Below are 25,222 nucleotides of genomic sequence, written 5' to 3'. Positions count from 1 at the left end.
GACCGGGCTGGTAATGCCGAGGTGCAGCTTTTCGCCTTCCATCTCGGTCACGCCGATGATGTTGATTTTGCTTAAGAACTCGCTGGATTCTTGTATCTTGGTTTCCAGCTTTTGTTGCACTGTCGGTGCGATGCTAAAGGTCTTGGTGGCGTCATCGACGCCGTTGAGTTCGCTCAGGCGGGCCAGCAAGGAATTGAAGGCCAGGCGGGTATTGTTTCTCATGCGTGCTTACTCCGTGTTTTGTGTGTGTTGGTGTCGTGGTGAGTTGCTGTCGCTTACAGGCTTAACAGTCTGTTTGTTCTGTGCCGTTGCCGCCTGTGGCAGTGGGCCTGGTGGTCTGGTTGCCGGGTTCTTTGTCGAGCTGGGTTTTCAGGCTGTTGAAATTGTCGGTGACGGTTTTGAGGTTTTTTTCCAGTTCGGAAATGCGTTTGGTTGATTCACTAAAACGCTGTTCCTGGTCTGCGGTGTGTTCCACCACGGTTTCGATTGCCTGGCCGAGATCGTCAAAGCGGGCATCGTCACCGCCTTTTTTGCTATTGAAGACTTTGAGTAGGTCTTTGACTTTGGCGGCCAGGCCGGTGGTTTCTGTGTTGATTTCTTCAAATTCAAGATCGGCTTCAATAGCAGCAGAAAACAGGTGTTCAGGATTGGTTTTGCGGCCTGCAAATGGGTTCGCGGTGGGGTTATTGGCCGCAAAGCTGAGAACTTCAGTACCAAGGCTGGCCGGGCTGTCGGTGACGCCCAGGCCGACAAGATAGGCTTCGCCGGTGTCGGCAAACTTGTCATTGATTTCTATGCTGGTGTAAATCTTTTGCTTGGCCTTGGTCATTGCGATCAAGTCGTCTGTCGGTTCAATTTGGGCAAACAGCGCTAGTTTTTTATTGCCGTCGATGGTGACTTCTTCGGCCTTGACGGCGGTCACGTCGCCATAGGCACGGAATGGACTATCGGCCAGCGTGCCGCGTATATGTTCCATCCAGATGCGTGCGCCGTATTTTTGCGGGTCGAAGTTTTTAGCCATCTGTTGAATCCAGCTGCGTTCGATTTTGCGGCCGTCAGTTGTTGCGCCTTCGAGCGCCACACGGAAAAATTTAGATTTGAATTTTTTGCTCATGGTTTGATGGTGTAGGTTGTCGGTGTCAAGAATTGATTTCTGGCTGTGCAGTTGGCATAGTCCGCTCTGTGGGTTTTCCCTTCAATCAGCACGGAGTTGATAAGATTTATATCAACTTGCCGGGAGTGCCTGCGCGGGCGCGAAGCCCGTAATCTGGCGGCATGATTGATCTTGCCGACGATGACACGTCTGAAATTTCCCCCGATAACCAACTTGATGCGCCTGCTGATGGCGCAACAGTCGCGCCTACTTACGACCTGAAGAAACACGCGCAGGCCTTGTACTGGCAGGGCTGGCGTATTTCATCTATTGCCCGACATCTGGATATCAAGCGCACCACTGTGCAGAGCTGGTGCGACCGGGAGAAATGGGACGACACGCCGTTCATAGAAAAGATTGAAGCGAGTCTTGAAACGCGCCTGGTGCAGTTGATTGCCAAGGAGGTTAAGACTGGCGGCGACTTTAAAGAAATAGATTTGCTGATGCGCCAGGCAGTGCAGACGGCGCGGGTGCGGCGGTATGAGGCACCGGGCGGCAATGAGGTGGATTTGAATCCTAAGCTGGCAAATCGCAATGCGGGGCCTAAGAAAAAGCCGACGCGCAATGATTTTAGTGATGAGCAGCGCGACCAACTCTTAGAGGCGTTTAGGGATTCGCTGTTTGATTATCAAAAGGTGTGGCTGCGTAATGGGGGCGAGCGCACGCGGGTGATTTTGAAATCGCGACAGATTGGGGCTACCTGGTACTTTGCGCGGGAGGCCTTGGCCGATGCCATGGAAACCGGGCGCAATCAGATTTTTCTATCTGCATCCAAAGCACAGGCGCACGTTTTTAAGCAATACATCATTCAGTTTGCCAAGGAGGCGGCGGGGATTGAGCTGGCCGGTGATCCCATTGTGTTGCCTAATGGCGCACATCTTTACTTCTTGGGGACGAATGCGCGCACGGCCCAGGGGTATCACGGCAATTTCTATTTTGATGAATTTTTCTGGACGCATAAGTTTCAGGAATTGAACAAGGTGGCGTCTGGCATGGCGCTGCATAAGCAGTGGCGCAAGACTTACTTTTCTACGCCATCGAGCATCACGCATGAGGCTTACCCATTCTGGACGGGGGAGCTGTTCAATAAGCGGCGGCCAAAAAAAGACCAGGTCAATATTGATGTCAGCCACAAGCGGCTTGCCTCTGGCTTTACGGGCGAAGACAAGATGTGGCGGCAGATCGTCACGATCTTGGACGCTCAGGCCGGTGGCTGTGATCTGTTTGATATCGACGAGCTGCGCACCTATGAGTACAGCCCGGACCAGTTTGAAAACCTGTTGATGTGTCAGTTTATTGATGACACAGCCTCTGTGTTCCCTTTGCAGGAGCTGCAAAAGTGCATGGTGGATGCCTGGGTTGATTGGACAGACTTTAAGCCATTTACGACGCGGCCTTATGGGGATAACCCGGTCTGGATAGGGTATGACCCGGCATTTACGGGGGATAGTGCCGGGCTGGTGATTCTTGCGCCACCGCGCACGCCCGGCGGCAAGTTCCGGGTCTTGGAGCGCATGCAGTTCAGGGGTATGGACTTTGCGGCCCAGGCGGAACAGATACGGCAATCCACTATTCGCTACCACGTCGCCTTTATAGGTATTGATGCGACGGGTATGGGTGAAGGCGTGCACCAGCTGGTGAAGAACTTCTATCCCAATGTAACCAAGATCAACTATGACCCGGCTGTGAAGAGCCGCATGGTCATCAAAGCCCGCGATGTGATCAGCAAGGGCCGTCTGGAATTTGACGCCGGGGCCACGGATCTGGCGCAGGCATTCATGACGATTAAAAAGACGCTGACGGCCAGCGGCCAGCATGTGACCTATGTGGCAGACCGTAGCGAAGAAACCGGGCATGCAGACCTTGCCTGGGCTTGTATGCATGCGCTGGATCATGAGCCGCTAGATGGCGGCATAGGCAGCAATCAATCATTTATGGAGGTGTATTCATGAGCAAGAGAAAGCGGCGTGGGCCATTCAAGGCGGCGTCAGAAAGCCAGGCGGAGGCGGTACCGGCTTTGCCAGGTGCTGAGGTGTTCAGCTTTGGTGACCCTACGCCGGTATTAGACCGGGCTGAAATTCTGGACTATATCGAGTGCTGGACGAATGGGCGGTATTACGAGCCGCCTATTAGTTGGGACGGCCTGGCTAAGTCTTTCAGGGCCAGCGTGCACCATTCAACGGCGATCTATGTAAAGCGTAACTTGCTGGCGGCCACCTTTGTGCCGCACCGGTTGCTGTCACGCGAGGCGTTTAGCCGGTTTGCGCTGGATTTTTTGGTGTTTGGCAATGCCTATCTGGAAAACCGTAAAAGCCGCACCGGCAAGCCTTTGCAGCTTGAACCGGCGCTGGCCAAGTACATGCGCCGCTGCAGTGATGACTTGAACCAATACGCCTTTGTGCGTGGCTGGCAGGAAGATCATGTGTTTGAGTCTGGGGCGATTTTCCATTTGATGGAGCCGGACATCAATCAGGAGGTGTACGGCCTGCCGGAATACCTGAGCGCCTTGCACTCTGCCTGGTTGAACGAGGCGGCAACGCTATTCCGCCGCAAGTATTACAAGAACGGCTCACATGCTGGCTTCATCTTGTACATGACCGACCCGGCACAGAATCAAAGCGATGTCGACAACATGCGCCAAGCGCTGCGCGACAGCAAGGGACCGGGCAATTTCCGCAATGTGTTCATGTATGCGCCGAACGGCAAGAAAGACGGCATCCAGATATTGCCGGTGTCTGAGGTGGCGGCCAAGGATGAGTTTTTCAGTATCAAGAACGTGACCCGCGATGACATGTTGGCTGCACACCGGGTACCGCCCCAGTTGCTGGGGCTGGTGCCGAACAATACGGGCGGCTTTGGCGCTGTTGAACCAGCGGCCAAGGTGTTTGCCATGAATGAGCTTGAGCCGCTGCAGGCGCGCTTCAGAGAGTGTAACGAGTGGCTGGGCGAGGAAGTAATCCGCTTCAATCCATATTCTTTAGGTGATACGGGAGGGGCTACAAAATGAGTGATATTGCTGATGCTTCAGATAAATTGATAGAGACTTTTACCGCTGCTGCAATCGCCCAGGCCAGCCGTATCCAGCACGTTTATAGTAATGGCCGATGTTTGTTCTGTGATGAGGTCATCAATCACGAGGAACAATTTTGCAATACAGATTGCAGGGATGATTTTGACAAGGAGCAAGCGGCCATGATAAGGAATGGCCGCCGGTCTTTATAAAATTGGTGCGCCGTTCGGCTGTTGCTGAGAAAACCGGCAGACCAGCACAGAAACCATATTCCGGCAATTTGCGTCTGAGAATTTCACCAGAAACGCACGCAAGAGCTGCTATATACGCAGAGGCATCAGGAAAGAGTTTAAACACTAGCGTAGCCGATCTGCTGGAAACATACACATTAGCGCTTCACACCTCAGAAGCACTGTAAAGCCGCCTTGCGCGGCTTTATATGCATCAATGTGGCATGTAATTGTTAGTTTAGATGCCAGCCTCTTTTTTTAACTTCATTATTGCGACGCCTACGCCAGATGACGCGCTGCTGTATGGTGTGCCCGCACCAATCATTTTTTCGGCCTCTTCGTACTTCTTGGCATTGATGGCGGTAGCGACCTTGCCTGCTTCATTATGAAAGGTAGCGTGTTTCGCTACGCAGTCAGTATATGACGCCAGTTTGCTATGGGCCGCCTTTGCCTCACCATGAAGCCATTTTCCAAGATCGCAACAATTATCTTTGCCTATAGTTGCGGCATCCATTGTTTCCTTCTTTGTAATTGCCACTCGGAATTTTGTTTTCCATTCGGAGTGTTTTGCGACTGCATTCTCTAAGTCCATTTTTAGTCTCCACGTTTATAACTTCGGAAAGATGCCTAGTTCATTTTAAGGCATATAGCAGCAATAAATGGTGATTGTTGTAATTTGAATATTTATTTATCTACTGGAGCCTGTGGCGCGCAGACATCCCCCCACCACGCCTGCCCGCTAAATGGAGCTCTTTTGACTCAAATATGCGTCACTGGTTACAAGCAGGCCCGGCTTACGTTTGCGGCCGCTCTGATAGCCCCAAAAGCTGACGCAGTTTGACGCAGATTTCATGCAAAGTCGCACCTGTCACCATGATGGTGATAACTGCATGCGGCCATACAAAGGGAAACACCTAGTTTTCCTGAGATTTGGGGAGGCCTCGGGAAAAGGGTAACTAAGGTAATGACATCATTTATTCATTTCTAAGTGTTTGATTTATATAGGGATATCTGGTTACTTTATTTGGTAACTTTAGGTAATGTAAAAGGTAATTAATTCTTAAATCATTGATTTATAAGGATATTTACTAAAGAAGAAAATACCATTTATATAGGTAACTAGAATACCTTTACATTACCTAATTATTACCTTTTGCAATTCGCTTGAAAGCCTTATGTATCAAGGGTTTCCACGGTTTTGATAAAATAAATTACCTAAGTTACCTTTTTCCCGAGGGGTACTTCATTTTCATTCAGCTCGAAAACTTCGCAAAATTCCTGGTATGTTGATTCTGTATTTAGCCGCCTTACCGATTCTCTTGACATATTTAGTTCCCAGGTTGAAGCGTCAGGAAACCAGATCATCAGTAACGCCGATGGCTCATTTTTTATCCAAGAGAAATGCCCTTCACTTTGTAGCTCGGCGAGAGCATCAACGGCAGTTTCAAAAATGCGCTCTACATTCTTCTTCCAATATGTTGCAATTTCATCATCTAGGGAATTTACAGTTTCAAATTCAAGGTTTTCATATTGCTCGTTGATTGCATCAAATTCCTTGTGCAATGTAGCAATGTATTTGTTGGCTTTGTCGAATGGAGAGTTTTTCTCCCGATAAACCCACTCATCAGGACAATATTGATCGTATTTCACAGGCGCGCCGACAGTATGTTTCTTTAGCTGCTCTACCGTATTCAATACCGGATAAATTGATGGAAAGCCATTGTACGTGAGCAAGGAAAAGCCATAAAAATCTTGATTGGGATGGTTATGTCGTAAATCACTAAGGTATTGCGACACGTCATGCTTGATAGTTTCCTTGAGTTCGGAATAGTTCTTTTCTACCCAGGGTGCCCAGAGTAAAGTTAATTTTTTGTTGTATTTGTTCATTTTCAGTTATTGAGAAATAAATTTGAAACGATGCTAATCATCTTGGCCGTAGCAATTTGGATAGTAGGGAATCGTTTCCGCAAGTAGGAATTTCATATCTATGTTGCCATAGTAGAGACGAAATTTCGACAAAGAAGAGCAAATGGATACGATTTTTTGTTACGTGCTTGATTTGATTGATTTATGAGTAGAACTTGAAAACTGGCGAGGTGTTATAGCCTTCGTGAGTTCGAATCTCACAGCTTCCGCCAACGAATACGAAAAAGCCCTTGATAATCAAGGGCTTTTTTATTTGCGCTACGATTTTATCTTGTAGAAACGACCACGCCAAATATGAAAAATGGCACGAGTTGCGGAAACTACTTCCGCAACTCCCAGGTTTACAAGGTAGGCTTTACCTCTTCAACAAGCCTTCGATAAACCTGTTTCGTGACTTCCTGCTCAGTAACTTACTTGTATCACCAATACCTGCAATTCCCGTTACTGCTTTTTGCTGGCAAAGCGATGATGTAGTGATGCTCTGCGTGGTTGTAATCAGCCGTCGCGCCGTCTGGGTACTCGGTGCGGGTGTTGTCTGGGTTGGTGTCTGGTGCGGGGTTGTGATTGCTGGCAATGCCTGGCAAGACCACGCCGCACGCAAATTCACCAGAAGGCGAAAGCAAAACGCATTGCTCGCCAACAGTGGGCGGGTTCCATGTCTTTGTTTTGCCAGCGCGCGCGGTTGCCATGGGCAAGAAGCCGGTTTTGATATCGCCAATTTGCAGGCGCACTTGCGGTACGCGACTGTGCTTCACTTCGGCGATGGTGCCAAAGCGGACGAGATTTTGCAGGCGGCGGGAGAGGTCGGCAAGGGTGAATTCCATGCCGTCTATGGTGACGTGACCGGGCTAGCCAGTCACGCGGGGAGGGGTTGCTATGGGGTTTAGTAACTCAATGGCGTTTACGCGTGCGCGAGGGGTGTGAGATATTTTGATGCAACATGCGTACGAATACGCGGGGCTATTCGTACCTACGCGGGCTTACTGGAAGTTCGCTCGAAAGGAATGAATCAATTGCTTCGTCTGATAGTTCACCTCTCGTCCAGCCAGGAATAGGCAGCACCGGCTTAAGAGAAAGATCAAAGGCTACTCTAAAATACTTCATCGCTGTAAAGCCAAGTCCTCCATCACCAGGGTGTGTGCTTTTAAGGTACTTCAACAGTGCAGAAGGTTTTTCGCCTGATGCATGGCGTTTTCTTAATTCGTCAACTATTTCGGGATTGGTAATTATTTGTGTCATGTTTTTGAACTCGTACCTACGCGGTCTAATTCGTCTTGAAGATATACGTGGGGCTATTCGCAGCTAGGCTTGCTAATTCTTTGGTTTCACATCATCGACAATTTCAAGCCTTGCGATATCGTTGCCGCAGTGATGTATCCGTACATACAGGCCTTCTTTCATGGGGCCGCCAGCAGCAAGAGATGTATTAAAGCCTGCGGTGATAACAGATTTTGAATAGAAGAAATGCGTGTTTCCAACGTCGAATTGTTCTTCGGGCCTGGGTTTCGATCGAGAGTCGTTCTCGACTTCGGGCCTGGGTTTCGATTGAGAGACGTTCTGGAAATTTTCGACCCGGCCTTCTACAAGTTCGCATTGGCCCTGTTCGTAGGCGGTGCGCAAGTTTCTATAGTCGGTATATGTGCCCTTGAAGGTAAAAATTGTCCATAAGCAGGTGCATCCAAAAAGACAATAAAAATTCCAAGTTTTCCCTCTGAACCGGATTGATTTGTTTGGGAAATTTTTGCGCTTTTGATCTAAAAATGAAAACAGCATCCACGCACTTAATACAACAAAGAATAGGCCGAATGCTGGAAAACCATAGGATTTATATCCGGCTTGTGTGATGTCGAAAACGACGGTTGAGGTCATGTTTATCCTGATGTGGCTACCAATTTTCTTGGCTCAATGCCACATTGTATCAATACCAACACCAGCCTGCGTAGGTGCGATTAGATTCTATGGTTCCCGTCAAGTTTTTATTGTGATCAGATCAGGATTAAAGTCGGTCTTGTTCTTGAACAAGTGAAACGTAATCGCACGCATGTCGAGACTGAAAATATCTATAACCACCACTAAATCATGCGTGCGAAAACGCTGGGTTATTCGCACCTACCTGGGCTAATTCTTTGGTTTTACATCATCGACAATTTCAAGCCTTGCGATATCGTTGCCGCAATGATGTATCCGTACATACAGGCCTTCTTTCATGGGGCCGCCGACAATAGAAGATGTGTTAAAGCCTGCGGAGACATTGTGATTTGCGTAATAGAAATGGGCGTTTCCTACATCAAACGATTCGTCCGATTTTCTTTTTTCTCTAGGCGCTATCTTGAAATTTTCGACCCGGCCTTCTGCGAGTTTGCATTGACCATGTTCGTAGGCAGTGCGCAAGTCTCTGTAGTCAGAGTAAGTGCTGTGGAATGAGGTAATAGTCCATATACAGGAAAACCCAAAATAGAAATAAAAAAACCAAGGTCTTTTCCCAGAAAGTTTGGTTTTTGATCCGGGTGGGGTTTTGCGTTTGTTGATGAAGTGAAAAAACAGTATCACTGCACCAATGGCAACAAAGATTAGCCCGAACGCTGGAAAAGTATAGGATTTATATCCGGCTTGTGTGATGTCGAAAACGACGGTTGAGGTCATGTTTGTCCTGATGTGGCCACCAATTTTCTTGGCTCAATGCCACATTGTATCAATACCAACACCAGACACAGGTTTTTGTCTGTGTCTGGCTGGTGTATTGCATCAGTGCCTAAGTTGCGTTGGCGATGGATAGCCCAGCAGGGCGCACCTGTCGACGTCTACAGCTTCGATGCAGCAGCATGGTGAGGGCGCTGTCGGTGACGCCCATGTCGGCGTTGATGCGGTCTAGCTCGGTTAGGGCGTCGCAGATGCTGGCAAGGTCGTCGAGCAGGGTGTCAAAGCCCATGGCTTTGAGGGCGTCGATTTGCAGGCCGCGGAGGCGTTCAAAGCTGGCGCGCAGGTCTTGCAGTTTGGAAAAGGCAAAAGAGGGTTGTGATGATGCAGCTATTACAGACGCAATAGGGGTATGAGCAGCCATGATGGCCTCCTGACGGTTTCTACGTTGAATTTCACCCCTGTTGAGAGGGTGGCCGGGTACTTCAACACCGCCGTCAGACGGCCCGCAACTTTCCCCTTGCGGGTCTTGTATCGTTACGCGCTACCCGGCCATAGGGAAACCTATGGACGTAAAAAAACCACGACTTTCGGGCGCGGGTGGTTGGCCGCTGACGGGATTAGGTGTGTTGAGCACCTGGCGCAAGGATAGCGCAGGTTTGGGTGTTTTGGCAATGTGTATGGTTATGAACACTAAAGTTTCGTAGTGGTAATCAATTAACAACAATTAACCATTAGGACACATAATTCATTTGCAAAATTTGAATATAAATTAGTTAATTGTATTCGCCTTGATTCTAAGGCTACGCTGATTAAGTCCTGCTCGTAAATTTTACCTCTTTGTGAATCAATGACTTATCAAAGGTAATGTCGTTATTCGGATACTTGTTCAGCATAGCCCTAATTCATTTTGACTTGGAGACTAGCAAGGCGAAAACTCAGAGGGATACAAATTGAAAGCATACACACTCAAAAAAGATGGTGACACAGATGAGCTTCATTTATTTGAAGGTGACATGAAAGATAAAGGCTGCACATCGGCACCAAAATCCATTTGCAAAAAAATGGATAGGGGGGAAAACGCGGCAAATATTTTCGCGTGCTACGACGAGAATAAGGCACGTATAGAATGCGCCGTAATGGGGCGCGCCGTTTGTGGAGTTTGTGTGAGCCATCTCTATGAAAGCTATTGATAAAACCAATTCAATGAATGAATTTCCTAAGAAGCTCGCGTAGATATGATTAAAGTTACGTAATCGCACGCGTGCAGAGTCTGTAAAAATATCGTAATCATTGCAAGATCAAGTGTGAGAATACGGAGGGCTAATTGTCCTTATGCGGTCTGAGGCTGTCGCATCTAAATCGCTGGAAAATTTAATATGAGCTAAATGTAGTTATAAGTAGGTTCTCCGTGGCTGGAGAATTAGTTATTGATGATGAGCATTAATTTTCAAAGATATCAAGGTCAACTATGATAGAAAAGACAAACATAGTAGAGGATACGGCCAAGCTCTTTCGGGCAATTGGTCACACAGTGGTCCGCTTTCAACAAGTAGAGCACTGGCTTGCGGAAGAACTTGCGTCCATGCTAGTGATGAAAGAGATTGAGGACCAATTTGTAGTGTCGGCGGCAATGAGCTTCAAGCAAAAGGTAGATTTATTGGTTGAGCTTTATCCTAGACGTAGAAATCCGCAGTTGCCAAAGGTTGATATCGTACTTGTTAGAAAAGCTCTTTACGCTGGGGAGGAATTTAGAAATCGAGTTGTTCATTCATTGTGGACGGTTGAAAGTGGGGAGCCGTCTCGTTGGAAACAATTAAAGGGCAGTCTGAAGGGGCGAAAAGGGTTTTTGATGCGAAATAGTGATGCTGACATCGAATCTTTAGAAGCATGCAATGACGCATTAAAAACTATCTGCACATGGAGTGTTTCGACCTCTGCAGAGTTGGAAGTCGCAACTCAAATAATTGTGAAAGCAATGCAGAGTGCCGATTTGTGAAATGCCAGACAGTCGTTTTATTTTAACTCTGTTTAAAAAATATGAGCCCAGATCAAACAATAGCGTTAGTCGCTAGTATAGGAACGTGCCTCTCAGCAGTAGCTACATTTATGACAGTTCGTCAAATTGCAAATCAACGAAATGCGATGTACAGACCAGAATTGGCATTTTCGCAGATATACTTCGATGCCCGTTGCGATGTTGCAAAAGACAAAAGCTTTCCCTGCAAATGGGTACCAAAAGATAGTAAGGAAGTCACTAAGAAAAATTTCGATCCCGGATTTAAAATTCCTATGGAAAACGTTGGACTAGGAGCTGCTAAATCTGTTTCTATATCCTGGTCTTTCCCTCTAGAGAAAACTGTTGATGAAGTGAATGCGCTCTGTAAAAAATTGAATGCATCAGAAGCATTTGTATTCAAAGACGGAAAGCTAGTTAAATCCGTTGGTGAGGCTCGACATATTTCTTACTGGGAAAATCAACGCAATCTCCACTTCGATTATGTTTTGCCAGTATCGACGCAGCGTTCAGCGATAATGGTTCAAGTGCCGGATACTTTTATTCAGTTATATTCTGCGTTTGTTTTTCTGGAAACCCAAAGGAACGCGGATGAATGGAATTATAAAGCGCCTCCACTTGTGGCTAATGTAGAGTATTTAGATATCGGAAATATGAAGCATAAAGCCGTTTTTGATTTCCAGTTCGAGGTAATCTCTATCGAAAAAGGAGGAAAAGTATTTGACGGATATTTCGATTGCCACAAAAGAAAATAGGGATTTGATATATGGTTCAGTCAAATGAAAATATTATTCAAGATTTTAAATGAATAAATATCTTGTTCAAAATTTAATCCCAAAACCCGCCTCTGTTCATACTGAACATCACCCCCACCCGCCACAACCCTATCCCGTAGCCCGTATTGATGCACCCGCGCAATACGGGCTACCCGGCCATAGAAACCCACTTCCAGCCCGTTGCCGTCTGCCTTTGCCTTGAGGTGGGTGTTTGTGCGCAGCTTGTTGAACATGCTGGCTTTTTGCTTTTTGATGCGGCCTTGCTTATCCCTGATGTTTTTGCGTTGTTTGCGCGGTGCGTAGGGGGTGCCGTCGGGGTTTTGTTGTGCCTGGATGCGGGTTTGTTGCTGGCGGCGCAGGTCTTGCGCTACCTGGTTCGTTAATTTGCGGCGGGCGGCGGGGGCGAGCTTGGCCAGGAGGGTGCTGGCCCAAGTTTCTAGCGCGGTGAGGTCGTCTTGCATGGTGTTGCTCTATACGGGTGGTATGGGTTGTACCTGCCACTCTGCCAGCAGCTTGGTGCCGTTGTAGAGTTGCCACCAGGGGGCGGTGTAGTCTGGGGTGGGGGTGACTTCGCCTGCGTGGGTGATGTCTAGGCGGGTGCCGGTTTGTTTGACGATGACGCGCTCTGTTAAGTCTATCTCGAGGCTAATGTCGACGCTGTTGTGGTTGTTGAAGTCAACCATGAAGCGTATGCCTTTGGCTTTGTCGTCGTTGCCGAGCAGGTCTGCCTGGTGGGTTGCCAGCCAATCGAGCAGGGGGAGGATGAGGGCGTCTTCTTCACCGCTGTAGTCGGTGACGATGATGTTGAGGACATAGGCGTATTCAAACGAGCGTGAGGCGGTGCGGGTGGTGTGCAGGCTGTATTTCTTGTTCCTGCACTTCAATGAAGTAACTGAGTGGGAAAGAACGGCTTTCAGCTTGTTTGTGTTTATGGTTGAATCAGCCTTCAAAATTGCGCAAGCTCTTGGTCATCAAGTGTTTGCGCATTTTTTTATACTCAAGTTTTTTGTGGGCGGCTTGTCTGCATCTAGGTCGAAGCACATGTCACTGGTGATAGTCCAAAGAAAGACAGATATGTGCTTTGGACATGTTGCGAGGCGACCTGGTCAAACCATTGTTCGATGAGGGGCTTGCTGGTATCTACTGGATTCAAGGTCTTTGATGTGTTCAACGCGATGCTGCCATTGGATTGATTTGTTTGCGCATAATATGAACCATAATGGAGTTCAGATATGTCAATGGAATCTGCAATGAGTCCAATCGCTTTCTGGAGTGTGACGGTGACTTTGCCGTAAGTGGTTTCTATGCTGCTGGCCTCTGGTGCTGGAGAGTAGAGCTGTTCGGCGGAGCGTAGGGAGTCCGATGCCATGGGGACGAGATCGATCTCGTTATAGTAGCGCCACGATGCCGGAAAACTTTTATCGTAGGCTTCTGCAAAAGCCTGGTTGCCAGCAGTTGGCGCAGCGAATGTCAACACGGGGAAGAGCGCAGGGGGCGTGAGTTTATTTTGCTGTAATTGATACAGTAGCCAGGGCGCAAATACGGTGGCGAGGTTGCCGCCCAGGCTATGGCCGACGACGCCGATAGAGATGTCGTTGCCGATTGCATTTGCTGCCAGGTATTGATAGATCGTTTGCCCGGTTGCGCTAACGAGTTGGCTTAGGTCGTTGAGGCCGTCAGATGAGCCTTGCGAGATCATGGGTTGTGCATCGCTGGCAGGATATATCCAGGCAGTCTGTTTGTAGACGTTCAAATCTTGAACAAACCAGTTGTCAAAGGCTTGCCAACTGAAGTTGAGTAGTGATCCGCGTATGGCCACGACATATTGCGAGCTGCCGTTGTAGGCGATGAAGGCGATATTGCCATTGATATCGGTCGTGGCCACCCAGACGGCAGTCCAGCCATTGTTCAGGTTATTGAGTGTCGTGACAGGATCTGTGCAATATGCGGTTGCCGCAAGTGTCATGGCCAGGCCGGGATTAGGGGAGGATGGATTGCATATGGTCGTGCTCATGCTGACTTTCTCCTAAAAATTGGGGCTGAGTGGCTTCGTAAGTTCTCGGGCGTATAGCTATCGCCATTGCTATTTCATTGAAATTTCAATTTGACAATTTAGTCGACAATGATTAAAAAGACAAACTTATTTCAATATTTGTATTCAGGTGTTTTTGCGGTTTTGCATGTAAGCCGCACGCCAGCAGCAACACTGTGAGATAGTGTGGAACCTCTGCAATAATTAATAGTCTATTAAGCTTGTTGTTGAATTTCCTGCGGAGATGCCAGGCAGCGAATTCAAAATTTTTAGTGAATCATGGAGTCTGGATGTTGAATATTTCCCCGATAAAAAATGCCGTCATTGGCTCTTCGATCTGGGCAACGATGTTTTTGTCAGGCTGTGCTACTTTGCAGCTTGACGAAAGAAATCCTCATATAAACTTGAAGGCGACTAGCGCAGATACCAGTGTGCCACGAGCGAATTATCCTTCCAGCTTGGGCTGTGCAAGCGCCGCTGTGGCTGAGAATGATCCCTGTCGTCATCCCATGTTTGTTGGCGTGGCGATCTCCGGGGGAGGTTTGCGGGCAGCAAATTTTGGCTTGGGAGTGATTGCGCAGTTGCGTAATTTTGGGCTGTTTGATGAAGTCACTGCGTTGTCCTCTGTGTCCGGTGGTTCTTTGACTGCCGCCGCGGTAAGCCTGAAACCACTTGAAAGCAAGGCCGATTTTGATGTAATGTCGGCCCAGCTTCGCAAGGATTATTTATCTTCCTGGGTATATCGTTCAGCTAATCCAATTAATTTTGTGCCGACCCTGACTTCTGGCAAGAATGCGACCAGGATACTGGCAGATGTATTTGATGCCGGGATATACAAAGGTGCAGTCTATGGCGATTTGGGCGACCGCAAGCCAGGCAGGCCCTCTTTGTATATTAATAGTTCACATGCGCATCGCTTTATCGGGGCGGATACCTTGACGACCAGAGGATTGAATTCTTCTGAAGCAAGTTTGCAGGGCTTTACTTTCACTGACGCAGCGTTTAAGGAAATTGGTTCGGATTTGAAACAACTGCGTGTCGCAGATGCAGTTGCGGCTTCTGCTGCCTACCCAGGTTTGTTTGTGCCGCTGGCCTTGAAGAACTTTAACGCGGATAGCCAGCTTTATCATCATCCCAGTCCCAAGTTTTTGCATTTGTATGATGCCGGTTCATCAGATAATTTGGGTGTGGACGCCTTGATTCGTGCTTACTCGGAAATTTTGGTGGGTACCCAGGATTTGTCATGCTTGTTGATCTTGGTTGACGCGCATGTCAGTGACAGGGGCGATTTGAGCGGATCACTGGCAGATACGCGAAGCAGTATGATTGATTATGTCATCAGCCCTTCCATCTACCGGGCCTTTGATTCCTTGCTTGAACAACGCAGGGAAGGGCAGTTGGATATTCTTGGCGTGCCTTTGGCAAGTGACCAGTCTTACAGATTTAATCCCAACGTCAATATACCTTTGAAGAATTATGCTTACTCCGGGGCTGGAAAATTGATGGCACGCGGGCGTCATTTTGCTGAAGATGAGGTTCCTGCCCTGACTGTGGGTCGCTCGATTAATCATGCTAACTGTGCGGTGTGGCATATAGGTTTGGATCGCTTGCTGGAACTGACAAAAAAAGGCAGCCCACGTAAGCGCAATGCATTTTTACAGCAGAGCAGTATCGATGAATATCGTGACGAATCCCATCGCGATAACCAGCTCATCAAACTGGATAGATTTGTCAATTCGATCCAAACCAATTACAAGCTGGCCGTGAATGGCCCAGGACGTTGCGAAGAGATACCGATTCAAAATTCTCTTTTTGAGTCAGCCCGGGTCTTGATGACGATGGATACTGATTCTGGCCACAAACTGGTGACATGGCTGAAAGAAAATCATCGGGAGAAGTTGTCTCAAAATATCAGTAATTTACTGGCATCCAAAGCAGTCCAGGATCAAGGTGATGTAGTGAAAGTGCCGCACTATTCAGTGCAAGAACCAACTTCTTCACACCCGCTGGCATCGTGGATCAATTGCAGTAAATAGCAGGCAAAAATTGTATCACTGCACAGACAATTAATTCTGAGCACACGCTATAAATGAAAAGACCTGAGCTTGCTCAGGTCTTTGCATATTGAGGATCATATGGATGATTGCCTTGATGTGTTGTGCGATATCATGCAGCAATCTTGTGTTCAGCCCAGTGATAGTCTATAGCCGCACTTGGAACGCCGACAGAATTGGTATTTTCTGACGACATGCTGATGTGGCGTATATATTCTCCTGCGGCTTGTCTTTGTCTCAGATTGTCAGCAAATTTGAGGGCGGCAATCATGTTGCCGGTATCAAATTCTCTGCAATGAGACATCTTTATTTGCTTGTGGATTTCTATCCAGAATACAGCAAACATGTTTACCTCCCTTCCTTGATATTAAAAAATAGCTAGGGGACTTCCCCTTGGCTTTTGCTTCTTCTTTTGACTAAGATGCACTTGAATAAACTTGATCAAATTTAGCTTGTGTCGTGCCTTACTTGTGTTTCCGTGACCTTATTGCTGGCCACGACCGCTTGCGCGGGTTTTACTGCTGGATCTGCGCTTTTTACAAAAGCAGCAGATGATTAAACAAAAAGCCCGGAGCTTTTTAGGGCATCCGGGCTTTTCAGCTTGAGGCGGGGAGGAGCTATTATTAATTTGCTCCTGCTACCTGAAGGGCTGACCTTCGGATGCGGTTGATTTGTTTAGGGTTAAGCGTAAAATTAACTGGATTGAACTGCTCGTTACGGGTACTCACATGCTTGGCGACTGTGCGAATAATGCGATTGGTATCTATACGTTTGGATATTGCGTCAGCTGCTGTTGCCAGTTTTGTTGGCGCATCACGATAGCCCAATCCCGCCACTGCCTTGGCCGACAATGCTGACAGCAAGTCCTGTGCTGTTAAGCACATGTCTTGTTGCAGTTGTGGGAGCCAGGTAGATTTCACGTATTGTTCCTAAATAAAAAATGTTTAAAAAGTCTTGCCAAATTCGATGAAATGATCTTGCCACAGCTTTCAGAAAAAATCCAGCATGGCGTGGAGAAAATAGAATGTTTCATGTTGTTTTTATGCGGTGACCGCAAAAAATGCTTAATTCCTGTATCATCGCAGCCGTTGATTGAAGTTCAATCACGCTTACTACAAACCCAGTAACAATAATTTCCCCCATGTCCGGACACAAAATAAAAGCCGAGCTCAGAATCCGTGAGTTGATGGTTGAGCATAAGATCCGTTCGGTTTCTGCCTTGCACCGCCTGCTGATCGCAAGACGGGTAACTGTCTCGCATTCTCAATTATTACGTATCGTCGATAACAAGGCAGAACACTGGAAGGTCGAATTCATAGAAGCCTTTGCTGAGCTGTTTAATTGTTCGGTGCAAGACTTGTTTCGCTTTGAAAGCATTCCAGTCACTGAAGCTGCGGCTGATGCGCCTGCATGAGCACAAGCGCATGAAGCTTATATTGTGAGTTTGATGTAACTCAAATAGCAATTCATGCAGCCGTCATAATTTTGGGTTATAGTATTCCTAGCTGCTGTACATACAACCGATATGTATGACGGTAGTGAGGTGTGCTTGGTTCGCATTTAAGCGGACAAGCCACCGTCCGGAATTTGTAAAATGCGGGAGCCGTGTAAATGGCCCCCGCATTTTTTCATTTGCGTGAGAAACGTTTTTCCCGGTATGCACCTGGACTTGTGCCTGTCCATTCCTTGAAGGCATGATTGAAAGCACTTTGTTCCTGATAGCCAAGCAGGAAGGCGATGTCCGCCAGGCTGAAACCGGTCTTCTGCAGGTAATCGATGGCAGTGTCCTTTCTGGTTTGATCCAGAATTTGCTGGAAACTGATGCCAGCCTCGCTCAATTTGCGCTGCAAGGTGCGCTGACTCAGTAATAATTCTTGTGCTATCAGGGGTAATCTAGCCTGGTCTTGCGCCATATTATTGCTGATAGCAGCCCTGACCTGCGCAACGATGCCGCCATCTTGCTGGGCCTGCTGCTTTTGTTTGAGTAGTTGTTCGGCGTGGCGCTGCAAAACCGGGTACATGCTGACATCGGCATTGGGCACAGGCCAACTCAGTAAGGCAGTAGGGAAGCGGGCGCAGTTGATAGTTGCATCAAAATATACTTCAGCACCAAACAGACGCTGATGTTCTCCCAAATCTTCTGGTGACGCATGCTTGAAATGAACCGGAGCGTCAGGCAAGATAGTGCCAGCAAACCAGTTGCCAAATACGCGTATGCCAGCGAACACGCTTTCTACCAGGTGCCTGCTGGCCTGCGGATAATGGCTATGCCACTGGTATTCTGTCGCTACATCATCGACTACCAGTGCCGAGCGCCCCAGATCATGTGCCAGCCCCTCATAACGCATGGTTTGCTGGAAGGCCTGCTCAAAATCCTTGCAGCTCATGAGTATCATGCCATACACATTGTAGGTGCCGAGCTTTACTCTTTCGCCTACATGCAAGCCAAAATGCGGGTCTTTGCTCAACTCTGCGCCGGCATCTAGCAAACGTATATAGTCTGCAGCTGCTATGCTTTCTTGCAACGTGCTTAGCGCATCTTCAGCCATGCCTGCCATGGTTGCTAATGTACGCAAATCCAAACCACATTCATTCGCCAGTTCAAGCAAGGGTTGCAGGTAGGCGACAGCGACCCGTCCAGCGGCACGGTTGCCTGCGACTGAACCTGTATGTGAATTTGGCATATTAAAACAAGAACCTTGTCATGAAAGCGCAATACCTGGAGGTGACACTTGATTAAGCTACAAGTCAATTTGTGAGTATATCAAGCTCGGGTTAAATTCAGGGATAGAAAAAATGCGACGTTGGAATGGTTGGGGAGATGACAGTGTTACTTATGCGATCAATGCAGATGCCCTGAGTTTTTTGCAGGAACGAATAGGGAAGGGTACACCGCAGACTGATGCCGAGCTAAATCAGGTCTGTCAGCAGGTGCCAGCCAGCCGCTTGCCATCTCATCCTTTGATAGACACAGACGCTTTGGGACGTGTCAGGCACAGCCTGGGGCAGAGTCTGCCAGACTGGCTCAAAATGCGTTTTGGCAAGATCAGCCATTTCCCTGATGGCGTGGCTTATCCTGAAAGTGCTGAAGATGTGCGCAGCTTGCTGGATTTCGCCACATTGCACAACATCGCCCTAATACCTTATGGTGGCGGCACCAGCGTGGTTGGACATCTGGCTGTTACTGAGAGTGTGCAACCGGTTTTGTCAGTCGATATGTCACGCATGTCGCAACTGATAAACCTGGACAAGGAGTCGCAACTGGCGACTTTTGGTGCTGGTGTCTTTGGCCCAGACCTGGAAGCACAATTGCGCGCCCATGGCTATACGTTGGGGCATTTCCCGCAATCTTTCGAATATTCGACGCTGGGCGGCTGGGTGGTTACGCGCTCTTCAGGCCAGCAGTCATTGCGGTATGGCAGGATAGAGCAATTGCTGGCAGGGGCGAGAGTAGAGACTCCCGCTGGGCGATTCGATATAAAGACTTTTCCCGCCTCCGCTGCCGGGCTGGACTTGCGGGAAATGCTGTTGGGTTCGGAAGGGCGCTTGGGCATACTGACGGAAGTGACGGTGCGTATTACACCTTTGCCGGCACTTGAGGAATTTCATGCCGTGTTTTTCCCTGATTGGGATGCGGCGCAAACCGCGGTCAGAACTATCGTCCAAACCAAGCCAGGTCTATCTATGTTGCGCTTGTCAAATGCAACCGAAACCTTGACTAGCCTGACGCTGGCAGGACACAAGAAGCTGATAGGCTTACTGGAATCCTACCTGCGCTTGCGTGCTTGTGATGAAGCTAAGTGTGTGTTGCTCATTGGTGCCAGCGGCGAAAAGTCTCAAGTGAGTCATGCAATCAAATTTGCATTGAAAGTCGCAGGCCAACAAGGCGGTGTGCATGTTGGTAAGATCATGGGTGAGAAATGGAAACAGGGGCGTTTCAGGAATGTATATCTACGCAATAGCGCCTGGCAGCAAGGTTATGCCATAGATACCGTAGAGACAGCCTGCGACTGGTCCAGGGTCAAGACCATGATGCTGAATATAGAGCAAGCCGGGCGGGATGCCATGGCAACAGAAAATGAACAGGTGCACGCTTATACGCATTTGTCCCATTTGTATGGTCAAGGTGCCAGTGTGTATTCGACTTTTGTGTATCGCCTGACTGGTGATTATGAGCAAGACCATGCGCGTTGGCGCAGGCTTAAGTCCGCAGTGTCTGCTGCCATCGTCGCTAATGGCGGCACCATCAGCCACCAGCATGGAGTGGGGAGTGACCATGCAGCTTACCTGGAGTCAGAAAAAGGCAGTTTGGGAATATCCGGCATGCGTCATCTGTTCAAGCATTTCGACCCGCAAGGCATCATGAATCCGGGCAAGTTGTTGCCTGTAGAAGTTGTAACGCGATGAAAAAAAACAGATCACGTGCCGACTCGCTCAATGAATTAGCCAATCATGAGCAAAACTGGGACATCATCGTCATTGGAGGCGGGATTACCGGTGCTGGCATATTGCTGGAAGCTGCACGACGCGGTTTAAACGCTTTGCTGGTCGAGCAAAAAGACTTTGCATGGGGAACATCGAGTCGTTCATCCAAACTTGTGCATGGTGGCTTGCGCTATATTAAAGAGGGTAAATTTCTCCTGACCCGGGATTCTGTACGCGAAAGGCAGCAATTGATGCGCGCTGCGGCAGGCTTGGTAGAATCGCAGAGTTTTGCATTTGCCGACTATCAGGGCCGCAAGCCGGGGCGCTGGATGTTTGCTATCGGCTTAGTAATCTATGATTTTCTGGCTGGTTTGCGTGGCAAGCATTATTTTTCGGCACAGGACTTTCAGATGCTGGCACCTCATATAGCTGCGGCTGATTTGAAAGGCGGTTCTTGCTATCAGGATGCCAAAACTGATGATGCCCGTTTGGTGCTCAGGGTTTTGCAGGAAGCACGTGCTGCTGGTGCGACCGCCTTGAATTATCTTGCGGTAAAAAGTGTCACGTATGAAAATGAGCTGGCCAGTGGCGTTGTCTTGCAAGATGCTGTGAGCAAGCAAGAGTATCAAGTTAATGCAAAAGTCATCATCAGTGCAACCGGTGCCTGGGCTGATGCACTACGCCAGCAACAAGGGGCAAGTGCGAGATTGCGTCCCTTGCGTGGCAGCCATTTGCTATTACCTGCCTGGCGCTTGCCAGTGGCGCAGGCGGTAAGCCTCATGCACCCCCGTGATGGGCGACCTGTCTTTGTTTACCCTTGGGAGGGCGTCAGCCTTGTGGGCACCACAGATGTAGATCATGGTGCTGACATGCAGCAAGAGACCGCTATCACTGCGGACGAAGTTGCTTACCTGATGGAGGCCATGGATTTCCAATTCCCGCAATTGCAACTCAAGCTGGACGACATCATTGCCAGCTATGCAGGCATACGACCTGTAATTGATACAGGCAAGGCCGATCCATCCAAGGAAGGGCGTGATCATGCCATCTGGCTGGATAAAGGTTTGCTGACAGTCACAGGCGGTAAGTTGACGACTTTCAGACTCATAGCGCAAGATGCATTGAAGCACATCAATCATTTATTTCCTGATCATCAGGCTGATCATGAAGCTGATAGCTTGTTTACCCGCCCTTCAGATTTATCGAATGTAAAGCAACTAAGTCATACGCAGAAGTCGCGACTACAAGGACACTATGGTGAGTCCGCTGCTGAAATTGTCCAGATAGCCCAAGATGGTGAACTGGATTACATACCAGGAACGCTGACCATGTGGGTAGAATTGCGCTGGGCGGCACGATTTGAAGAGGTTGAGCATCTGGAAGACTTGATGTTACGCAGAACCAGACTGGGGTTATTGCTTCGCAAAGGTGGCCTGGCATTGCTACCTCGCATTCGTGCTATCTGCCAGCCTGAACTAAAATGGGATGATGAGCGATGGGAGTACGAACAAGCAGCTTATCTGCAATTGTGGAACAGGTATTATTCTTTGCCAGACAGGGAAAACATTCCTGATTGGCGAAATCAGCGGCAGCCTATATAAAATCAAAAATCATGTCCAAACAATATATCCTCTCCATCGACAACGGCACCCAAAGCGTCAGGGCTATCCTGTTTGATTTGCGCGGCAATATCGTCGCCAAATCCCAGGTGCATCTGGAAGCTTATTTCTCAGATCATCCGGGTTGGGCGGAGCATCATCCTGAAGATTATTGGCAAGCGGTGTGCACAGCATGTCGCCGTTTATGGAATGAACAGGGGATTTCACCTGCTACGGTACACGGTGTAGCAGTGACTACGCAGCGCGGCACCATGATCAATCTGGATAAACAGGGGCAGCCCTTGCGCCCGGCAATTACCTGGCTGGATCAAAGGCGCACCGATATTGTCCCACCCGTCAATCCCTTGTGGATGACGGCATTCAAGCTGGCAGGCGTCGCCAGCACCATCAATTTTTTTCGTGGTGAGGCCGAAGCCAACTGGATCAAAGCGCATCAACCAGAAATTTGGGACAAGACGGACAAATACTTGATGCTGTCTGGCTATCTGAATTATCGGCTGTGCGGCAATTTCATCGATTCCATAGGTTCGCAAGTTGGTTATCTGCCATTTGATTACAAGGGTTTGAAATGGGCAGGCAAGCTGGACTGGAAATGGCAGGCGTTGGCGGTAAAGGCAGAATCCTTGCCAGAACTGGTGCCGCCTGGCACAGTGATGGGACATATCAATCTGGCGGCAGAAGCAGCGACGGGCATACTGGCAGGCACTCCGTTACTTGCGGCAGCTGCAGATAAGGCTTGCGAAGTGATAGGGGCAGGCTGCCAGCAGCCTAACATCGGTTGCCTCAGCTATGGCACTACTGCCACCATCAATACCACCAGTAAAAAGTATGTGGAAGTGACGCCATTCATACCGCCTTATCCTGCTGCGATACCTGATTCATATAGTACCGAGGTACAGATTTTCCGCGGTTACTGGATGGTGAACTGGTTTAAGGAACAATTTGGTCATCATGAAAAACTGCAGGCGGCAGAGCAGGGTGTCTTGCCTGAGTCACTGTTTGATGAACTGGTGAATGCTGTACCGCCCGGTTCCATGGGGCTGATGCTGCAACCTTACTGGACGCCCGGTATCAAGGTGCCTGGTGCAGAAGCCAAAGGCGCCATCATCGGTTTTGGTGATGTGCATACGCGCGCACATATGTACCGCGCAATACTGGAGGGTCTGGCTTACGCCTTGCGTGAAGGTAAGGAGCGTATAGAAAAACGTAGCGGTGTAGCGATTACTGAATTGCGTATATCGGGCGGTGGCTCACAAAGTGACGCCGCCATGCAATTGACGGCAGATATTTTCGGCTTGCCGACATCACGTCCACATATATATGAAACATCGGGCCTGGGTGCAGCGATTGATGCTGCTGTAGGGCTGGGCTTGCATCCCAGCTTTGATGTCGCCATCAAAGAGATGACACGCATAGGCAAAACTTTTGAACCAATTGCTCATCATCACCAGATCTACAATGAGCTGTATCACCGCATCTACAAAAAAATGTATGCCCGTCTACAGCCTTTGTATCAAGAGATACAGCAAATTACTGGATACCCAAAAATGCACTGATGCTGCATGGTAGTGCCAGATCTGCTATGATTGCCAATATGATGACCATCGTTCTTTTGCCTGGCATGGATGGCACAGGCACACTTTACGCACCTTTGCATGCGGCATTGGATGGTAAATGCAAGTTACTGATACTGACATATCCGCTAGATCAAGCACTGGGCTATGCAGAACTGGAAGCACTGGTTCAGACGCAACTGCCACAGGATGAAGACTATATTTTGCTGGGAGAATCGTTCTCAGGGCCGATTGCTATCTCCATCGCTGCCACGCAACCATTGCGGCTAAAAGCATTAATACTTTGCGCGACTTTTGCCAGCAATCCTCATCCTTTTCTGGCTGCGTCCAGGTATGCCCTGCCTTATTTGCCAACCAGGCTGGCACTTTTGAGTGTATTCAGTCATTTGCTGTTGGGTCGATTTTCCAGTAAAGAATTGCGCACGCAGTTGGCAGACGCGTTGGTACAGGTCAGTCCCATCAGTTTGAAGGCGCGCCTGTATGCAGTACTGAGTTGCGATGTCACAGAAAAACTCAAAGCCATCCAAGTGCCGGTACTTTATCTGCAAGCTACAAGGGACAGGCTGGTGCCAGCATCTGCCCACGCAGACATCAAAAGGAAATTGCATGAAATGGAAACATGCAAATATGATGCTCCCCATTTTTTATTGCAGACGAAAGCAGATGAAGTCGTCAACGATATTCTACGGTTTACGTCAGAAACCAAAGCATGAACGCATTCCCTGCATCACTATCTCAAACCAATTCCAGGGTTAACGCCCATGTTCATCAGGCCGAATACGCCAGACGCCTGAACCGTGTTCTTGATCATATAGACCAGCATCTGGATGCTTACCTGGAACTAGAACAACTGGCCGAAATAGCGCATTTTTCGCGCTTTCATTTCCATAGAATGTTTGCGGCCTGGATGGGCGAAACGCTGGGTGATTACCTCCGTCGGCGACGCCTGGAAACTGCGGCCTGGCGTTTGTCCTGTGATCTGCAGGCATCAGTACTGGATATTGCGTTGGCCTGCGGCTTTGCTTCTGGCGAAGCATTTGCCCGCGCATTCAAGATCCGTTTTGACTCTACTCCAAGTCAATGGCGTACCAGTCGTGATGAGCGCAGGCTGACGCTGGTGCGTGCTGCTTACGAAAAGCGGGCAAAGCAAGACAGCAATCTGAGTCAGATACTCAGCAATCCTGATCAGGTAAACGTGAGCGGTATTTGCGAAGATGGTGGCTCTCATCAACCACTTCGAAAGTATCTTATGGAAGTAAATATTGTTCAATTACCTGTAGTACGAGTCGCTTATCAACGTTATATAGGTCCTTATGGACCTGGTGTCACAGAGTTCTGGCGTAGTAAAGTGGCGCCATGGATGCAAGTTCATGGCTTGCAGGATCAAATCTGCTATGGCATAGGCCATGATGACCCTGGCGTTACGACTGCTAACAAATGTCGCTATGATGCCTGTGTCACTATCTCAGAGAATTTCGTGGCAGGTACCCAGGCAAATATCAAAACACTGCCAGGTGGTGCTTATGCAGTTGCCACATTCAATGGGCCTATGACGGCTGTGAATGATGCATGGATGGAGTTGATGCGCGAATACTTGCCAGCCAGTGGCATGCAATGTGATGACAGGCCCTGTTTTGAGCAGTTTTTGCCGAATTCTGCTTTGGACCCACAGACAGGAATGTTTTCTTGTTTGTTGTGTATCCCGGTTAAAGCCCTGTAAATCTGCAGATGTACAGAAAATTCAAAGGAGGAAAATCCAAAGGGATGCT

The 25,222-nt window shown here is 48.5% G+C and carries 30 protein-coding genes; 14 read left to right on the top strand and 16 right to left on the bottom strand.

Annotated features, from left to right (window positions below):
* On the bottom strand, window positions 1-222 hold a 222-nt coding region (locus Q8K39_RS11620; RefSeq protein WP_305260303.1), incomplete at its 3' end, for a P2 family phage major capsid protein.
* A 61-nt stretch (window positions 223-283) separates the two neighbouring features.
* Window positions 284-1,114: a GPO family capsid scaffolding protein gene (locus Q8K39_RS11615; protein WP_305260301.1), complete on the bottom strand. Its 831-nt coding sequence runs from the start codon at window positions 1,112-1,114 to the stop codon at window positions 284-286.
* Between the two features lie 161 nt (window positions 1,115-1,275).
* On the opposite strand from Q8K39_RS11615, the gene Q8K39_RS11610 reads away from it, so the two are divergent.
* Genes Q8K39_RS11610 through Q8K39_RS11595 form a run of 4 tightly spaced genes read left to right on the top strand, consistent with a single transcriptional unit; the run spans window position 1,276 to window position 4,581 of the window.
* A complete protein-coding gene (locus Q8K39_RS11610) occupies window positions 1,276-3,105 on the top strand; it encodes a terminase ATPase subunit family protein (RefSeq protein WP_305260299.1) in 1,830 nt (609 codons plus the stop codon).
* Window positions 3,102-4,160 carry a phage portal protein gene (locus Q8K39_RS11605; protein WP_305260297.1) on the top strand — a complete coding sequence of 353 codons (1,059 nt, stop codon included), beginning with the start codon at window positions 3,102-3,104 and terminating at the stop codon, window positions 4,158-4,160. The genes Q8K39_RS11610 and Q8K39_RS11605 overlap by 4 nt, the downstream gene beginning before the upstream one ends.
* A complete protein-coding gene (locus Q8K39_RS11600) occupies window positions 4,157-4,375 on the top strand; it encodes a DUF2116 family Zn-ribbon domain-containing protein (protein ID WP_305260295.1) in 219 nt (72 codons plus the stop codon). Before Q8K39_RS11605 ends, Q8K39_RS11600 begins: the two co-directional genes overlap by 4 nt.
* Window positions 4,376-4,380: 5 nt before the next feature.
* Window positions 4,381-4,581: a toxin-antitoxin system HicB family antitoxin gene (locus tag Q8K39_RS11595; RefSeq protein ID WP_305260294.1), complete on the top strand. Its 201-nt coding sequence runs from the start codon at window positions 4,381-4,383 to the stop codon at window positions 4,579-4,581.
* 50 nt (window positions 4,582-4,631) lie between these two features.
* Here the strand turns inward: Q8K39_RS11595 and Q8K39_RS11590 are convergent, their stop codons facing one another.
* From Q8K39_RS11590 to Q8K39_RS11555, 8 genes are all read right to left on the bottom strand, one after another.
* The gene (locus tag Q8K39_RS11590) at window positions 4,632-4,985 is read right to left on the bottom strand and encodes a CZB domain-containing protein (protein ID WP_305260292.1); all 354 of its coding nucleotides are present in this window, start codon (window positions 4,983-4,985) and stop codon (window positions 4,632-4,634) included.
* A gap of 623 nt (window positions 4,986-5,608) precedes the next feature.
* On the bottom strand, window positions 5,609-6,280 hold the full coding sequence (locus Q8K39_RS11585) for a DUF4303 domain-containing protein (protein WP_305260290.1): 672 nt from the start codon (window positions 6,278-6,280) through the stop codon (window positions 5,609-5,611).
* 458 nt (window positions 6,281-6,738) lie between these two features.
* Window positions 6,739-7,143 carry a phage baseplate assembly protein V gene (locus Q8K39_RS11580; RefSeq protein WP_305260288.1) on the bottom strand — a complete coding sequence of 135 codons (405 nt, stop codon included), beginning with the start codon at window positions 7,141-7,143 and terminating at the stop codon, window positions 6,739-6,741.
* Window positions 7,144-7,279: 136 nt separating this feature from the next.
* A complete protein-coding gene (locus Q8K39_RS11575) occupies window positions 7,280-7,558 on the bottom strand; it encodes a hypothetical protein (protein WP_305260287.1) in 279 nt (92 codons plus the stop codon).
* Between the two features lie 72 nt (window positions 7,559-7,630).
* Window positions 7,631-8,188 (bottom strand): hypothetical protein, encoded by a 558-nt coding sequence (locus tag Q8K39_RS11570; protein WP_305260285.1) that lies wholly within the window; start codon window positions 8,186-8,188, stop codon window positions 7,631-7,633.
* Window positions 8,189-8,437: 249 nt separating this feature from the next.
* Window positions 8,438-8,962, bottom strand: a complete 525-nt coding sequence (locus Q8K39_RS11565) for a hypothetical protein (protein WP_305260283.1) — start codon at window positions 8,960-8,962, stop codon at window positions 8,438-8,440.
* A gap of 109 nt (window positions 8,963-9,071) precedes the next feature.
* Entirely contained in the window at window positions 9,072-9,380 is a 309-nt protein-coding gene (locus tag Q8K39_RS11560) for a hypothetical protein (protein ID WP_305260282.1), read from the bottom strand.
* 120 nt (window positions 9,381-9,500) lie between these two features.
* Window positions 9,501-9,650, bottom strand: a complete 150-nt coding sequence (locus Q8K39_RS11555; protein ID WP_305260280.1) for a hypothetical protein — start codon at window positions 9,648-9,650, stop codon at window positions 9,501-9,503.
* A 259-nt stretch (window positions 9,651-9,909) separates the two neighbouring features.
* On the opposite strand from Q8K39_RS11555, the gene Q8K39_RS11550 reads away from it, so the two are divergent.
* The 3 genes from Q8K39_RS11550 to Q8K39_RS11540 all read left to right on the top strand — a co-directional run bounded on the left by Q8K39_RS11550 (window position 9,910) and on the right by Q8K39_RS11540 (window position 11,728).
* Window positions 9,910-10,149: a hypothetical protein gene (locus tag Q8K39_RS11550; RefSeq protein ID WP_305260279.1), complete on the top strand. Its 240-nt coding sequence runs from the start codon at window positions 9,910-9,912 to the stop codon at window positions 10,147-10,149.
* A gap of 278 nt (window positions 10,150-10,427) precedes the next feature.
* Window positions 10,428-10,955, top strand: a complete 528-nt coding sequence (locus tag Q8K39_RS11545) for a hypothetical protein (RefSeq protein WP_305260277.1) — start codon at window positions 10,428-10,430, stop codon at window positions 10,953-10,955.
* A gap of 110 nt (window positions 10,956-11,065) precedes the next feature.
* Window positions 11,066-11,728, top strand: a complete 663-nt coding sequence (locus Q8K39_RS11540) for a hypothetical protein (protein WP_305260275.1) — start codon at window positions 11,066-11,068, stop codon at window positions 11,726-11,728.
* 20 nt (window positions 11,729-11,748) lie between these two features.
* On the opposite strand, the gene Q8K39_RS11535 is transcribed toward Q8K39_RS11540, so the two are convergent.
* The 3 genes from Q8K39_RS11535 to Q8K39_RS11525 all read right to left on the bottom strand — a co-directional run bounded on the left by Q8K39_RS11535 (window position 11,749) and on the right by Q8K39_RS11525 (window position 13,763).
* Window positions 11,749-12,210: a phage virion morphogenesis protein gene (locus tag Q8K39_RS11535; RefSeq protein WP_305260274.1), complete on the bottom strand. Its 462-nt coding sequence runs from the start codon at window positions 12,208-12,210 to the stop codon at window positions 11,749-11,751.
* A gap of 9 nt (window positions 12,211-12,219) precedes the next feature.
* Window positions 12,220-12,699 carry a phage tail protein gene (locus tag Q8K39_RS11530; protein WP_305260272.1) on the bottom strand — a complete coding sequence of 160 codons (480 nt, stop codon included), beginning with the start codon at window positions 12,697-12,699 and terminating at the stop codon, window positions 12,220-12,222.
* Window positions 12,700-12,776: 77 nt separating this feature from the next.
* A complete protein-coding gene (locus Q8K39_RS11525; RefSeq protein WP_305260270.1) occupies window positions 12,777-13,763 on the bottom strand; it encodes a lipase family protein in 987 nt (328 codons plus the stop codon).
* Between the two features lie 308 nt (window positions 13,764-14,071).
* Here Q8K39_RS11525 and Q8K39_RS11520 point away from each other — a divergent pair, with 308 nt between their 5' ends.
* The gene (locus Q8K39_RS11520; protein WP_305260268.1) at window positions 14,072-15,817 is read left to right on the top strand and encodes a patatin-like phospholipase family protein; all 1,746 of its coding nucleotides are present in this window, start codon (window positions 14,072-14,074) and stop codon (window positions 15,815-15,817) included.
* A gap of 130 nt (window positions 15,818-15,947) precedes the next feature.
* On the opposite strand, the gene Q8K39_RS11515 is transcribed toward Q8K39_RS11520, so the two are convergent.
* Both Q8K39_RS11515 and Q8K39_RS11510 read right to left on the bottom strand, forming a co-directional pair.
* Entirely contained in the window at window positions 15,948-16,181 is a 234-nt protein-coding gene (locus Q8K39_RS11515; protein WP_230413528.1) for a hypothetical protein, read from the bottom strand.
* A 277-nt stretch (window positions 16,182-16,458) separates the two neighbouring features.
* Entirely contained in the window at window positions 16,459-16,755 is a 297-nt protein-coding gene (locus Q8K39_RS11510; RefSeq protein ID WP_305260263.1) for a hypothetical protein, read from the bottom strand.
* A gap of 221 nt (window positions 16,756-16,976) precedes the next feature.
* Here Q8K39_RS11510 and Q8K39_RS11505 point away from each other — a divergent pair, with 221 nt between their 5' ends.
* Window positions 16,977-17,249: a helix-turn-helix transcriptional regulator gene (locus tag Q8K39_RS11505; protein WP_305260261.1), complete on the top strand. Its 273-nt coding sequence runs from the start codon at window positions 16,977-16,979 to the stop codon at window positions 17,247-17,249.
* 214 nt (window positions 17,250-17,463) lie between these two features.
* On the opposite strand, the gene Q8K39_RS11500 is transcribed toward Q8K39_RS11505, so the two are convergent.
* Window positions 17,464-18,519 carry an AraC family transcriptional regulator gene (locus Q8K39_RS11500; RefSeq protein ID WP_305260259.1) on the bottom strand — a complete coding sequence of 352 codons (1,056 nt, stop codon included), beginning with the start codon at window positions 18,517-18,519 and terminating at the stop codon, window positions 17,464-17,466.
* Window positions 18,520-18,631: 112 nt separating this feature from the next.
* On the opposite strand from Q8K39_RS11500, the gene Q8K39_RS11495 reads away from it, so the two are divergent.
* From Q8K39_RS11495 to Q8K39_RS11475, 5 genes are read left to right on the top strand one after another with little or no spacing between them, the layout of a single operon-like run.
* Complete coding sequence (locus Q8K39_RS11495; RefSeq protein WP_305260256.1) at window positions 18,632-20,242, top strand: FAD-binding oxidoreductase; 1,611 nt, start codon at window positions 18,632-18,634, stop codon at window positions 20,240-20,242.
* Window positions 20,239-21,861, top strand: a complete 1,623-nt coding sequence (locus Q8K39_RS11490; protein ID WP_305260255.1) for a glycerol-3-phosphate dehydrogenase/oxidase — start codon at window positions 20,239-20,241, stop codon at window positions 21,859-21,861. Before Q8K39_RS11495 ends, Q8K39_RS11490 begins: the two co-directional genes overlap by 4 nt.
* 11 nt (window positions 21,862-21,872) lie before the next feature.
* Window positions 21,873-23,435, top strand: coding sequence for an FGGY-family carbohydrate kinase (locus tag Q8K39_RS11485; protein ID WP_305260253.1), 1,563 nt, complete (start codon window positions 21,873-21,875; stop codon window positions 23,433-23,435).
* Window positions 23,436-23,473: 38 nt separating this feature from the next.
* Window positions 23,474-24,166, top strand: a complete 693-nt coding sequence (locus Q8K39_RS11480; RefSeq protein ID WP_305260251.1) for an alpha/beta fold hydrolase — start codon at window positions 23,474-23,476, stop codon at window positions 24,164-24,166.
* Window positions 24,163-25,173, top strand: coding sequence for a GyrI-like domain-containing protein (locus Q8K39_RS11475; protein WP_305260249.1), 1,011 nt, complete (start codon window positions 24,163-24,165; stop codon window positions 25,171-25,173). Before Q8K39_RS11480 ends, Q8K39_RS11475 begins: the two co-directional genes overlap by 4 nt.
* Window positions 25,174-25,222: the final 49 nt, after the last annotated feature.

This window comes from Undibacterium sp., from assembly GCF_030683615.1.
GTDB classification, from domain to species: domain Bacteria; phylum Pseudomonadota; class Gammaproteobacteria; order Burkholderiales; family Burkholderiaceae_D; genus Undibacterium; species Undibacterium umbellatum.
The sequence above is the reverse complement of the archived record's forward strand: the minus strand, read 5'-3'. Positions and strand labels throughout refer to the sequence as shown.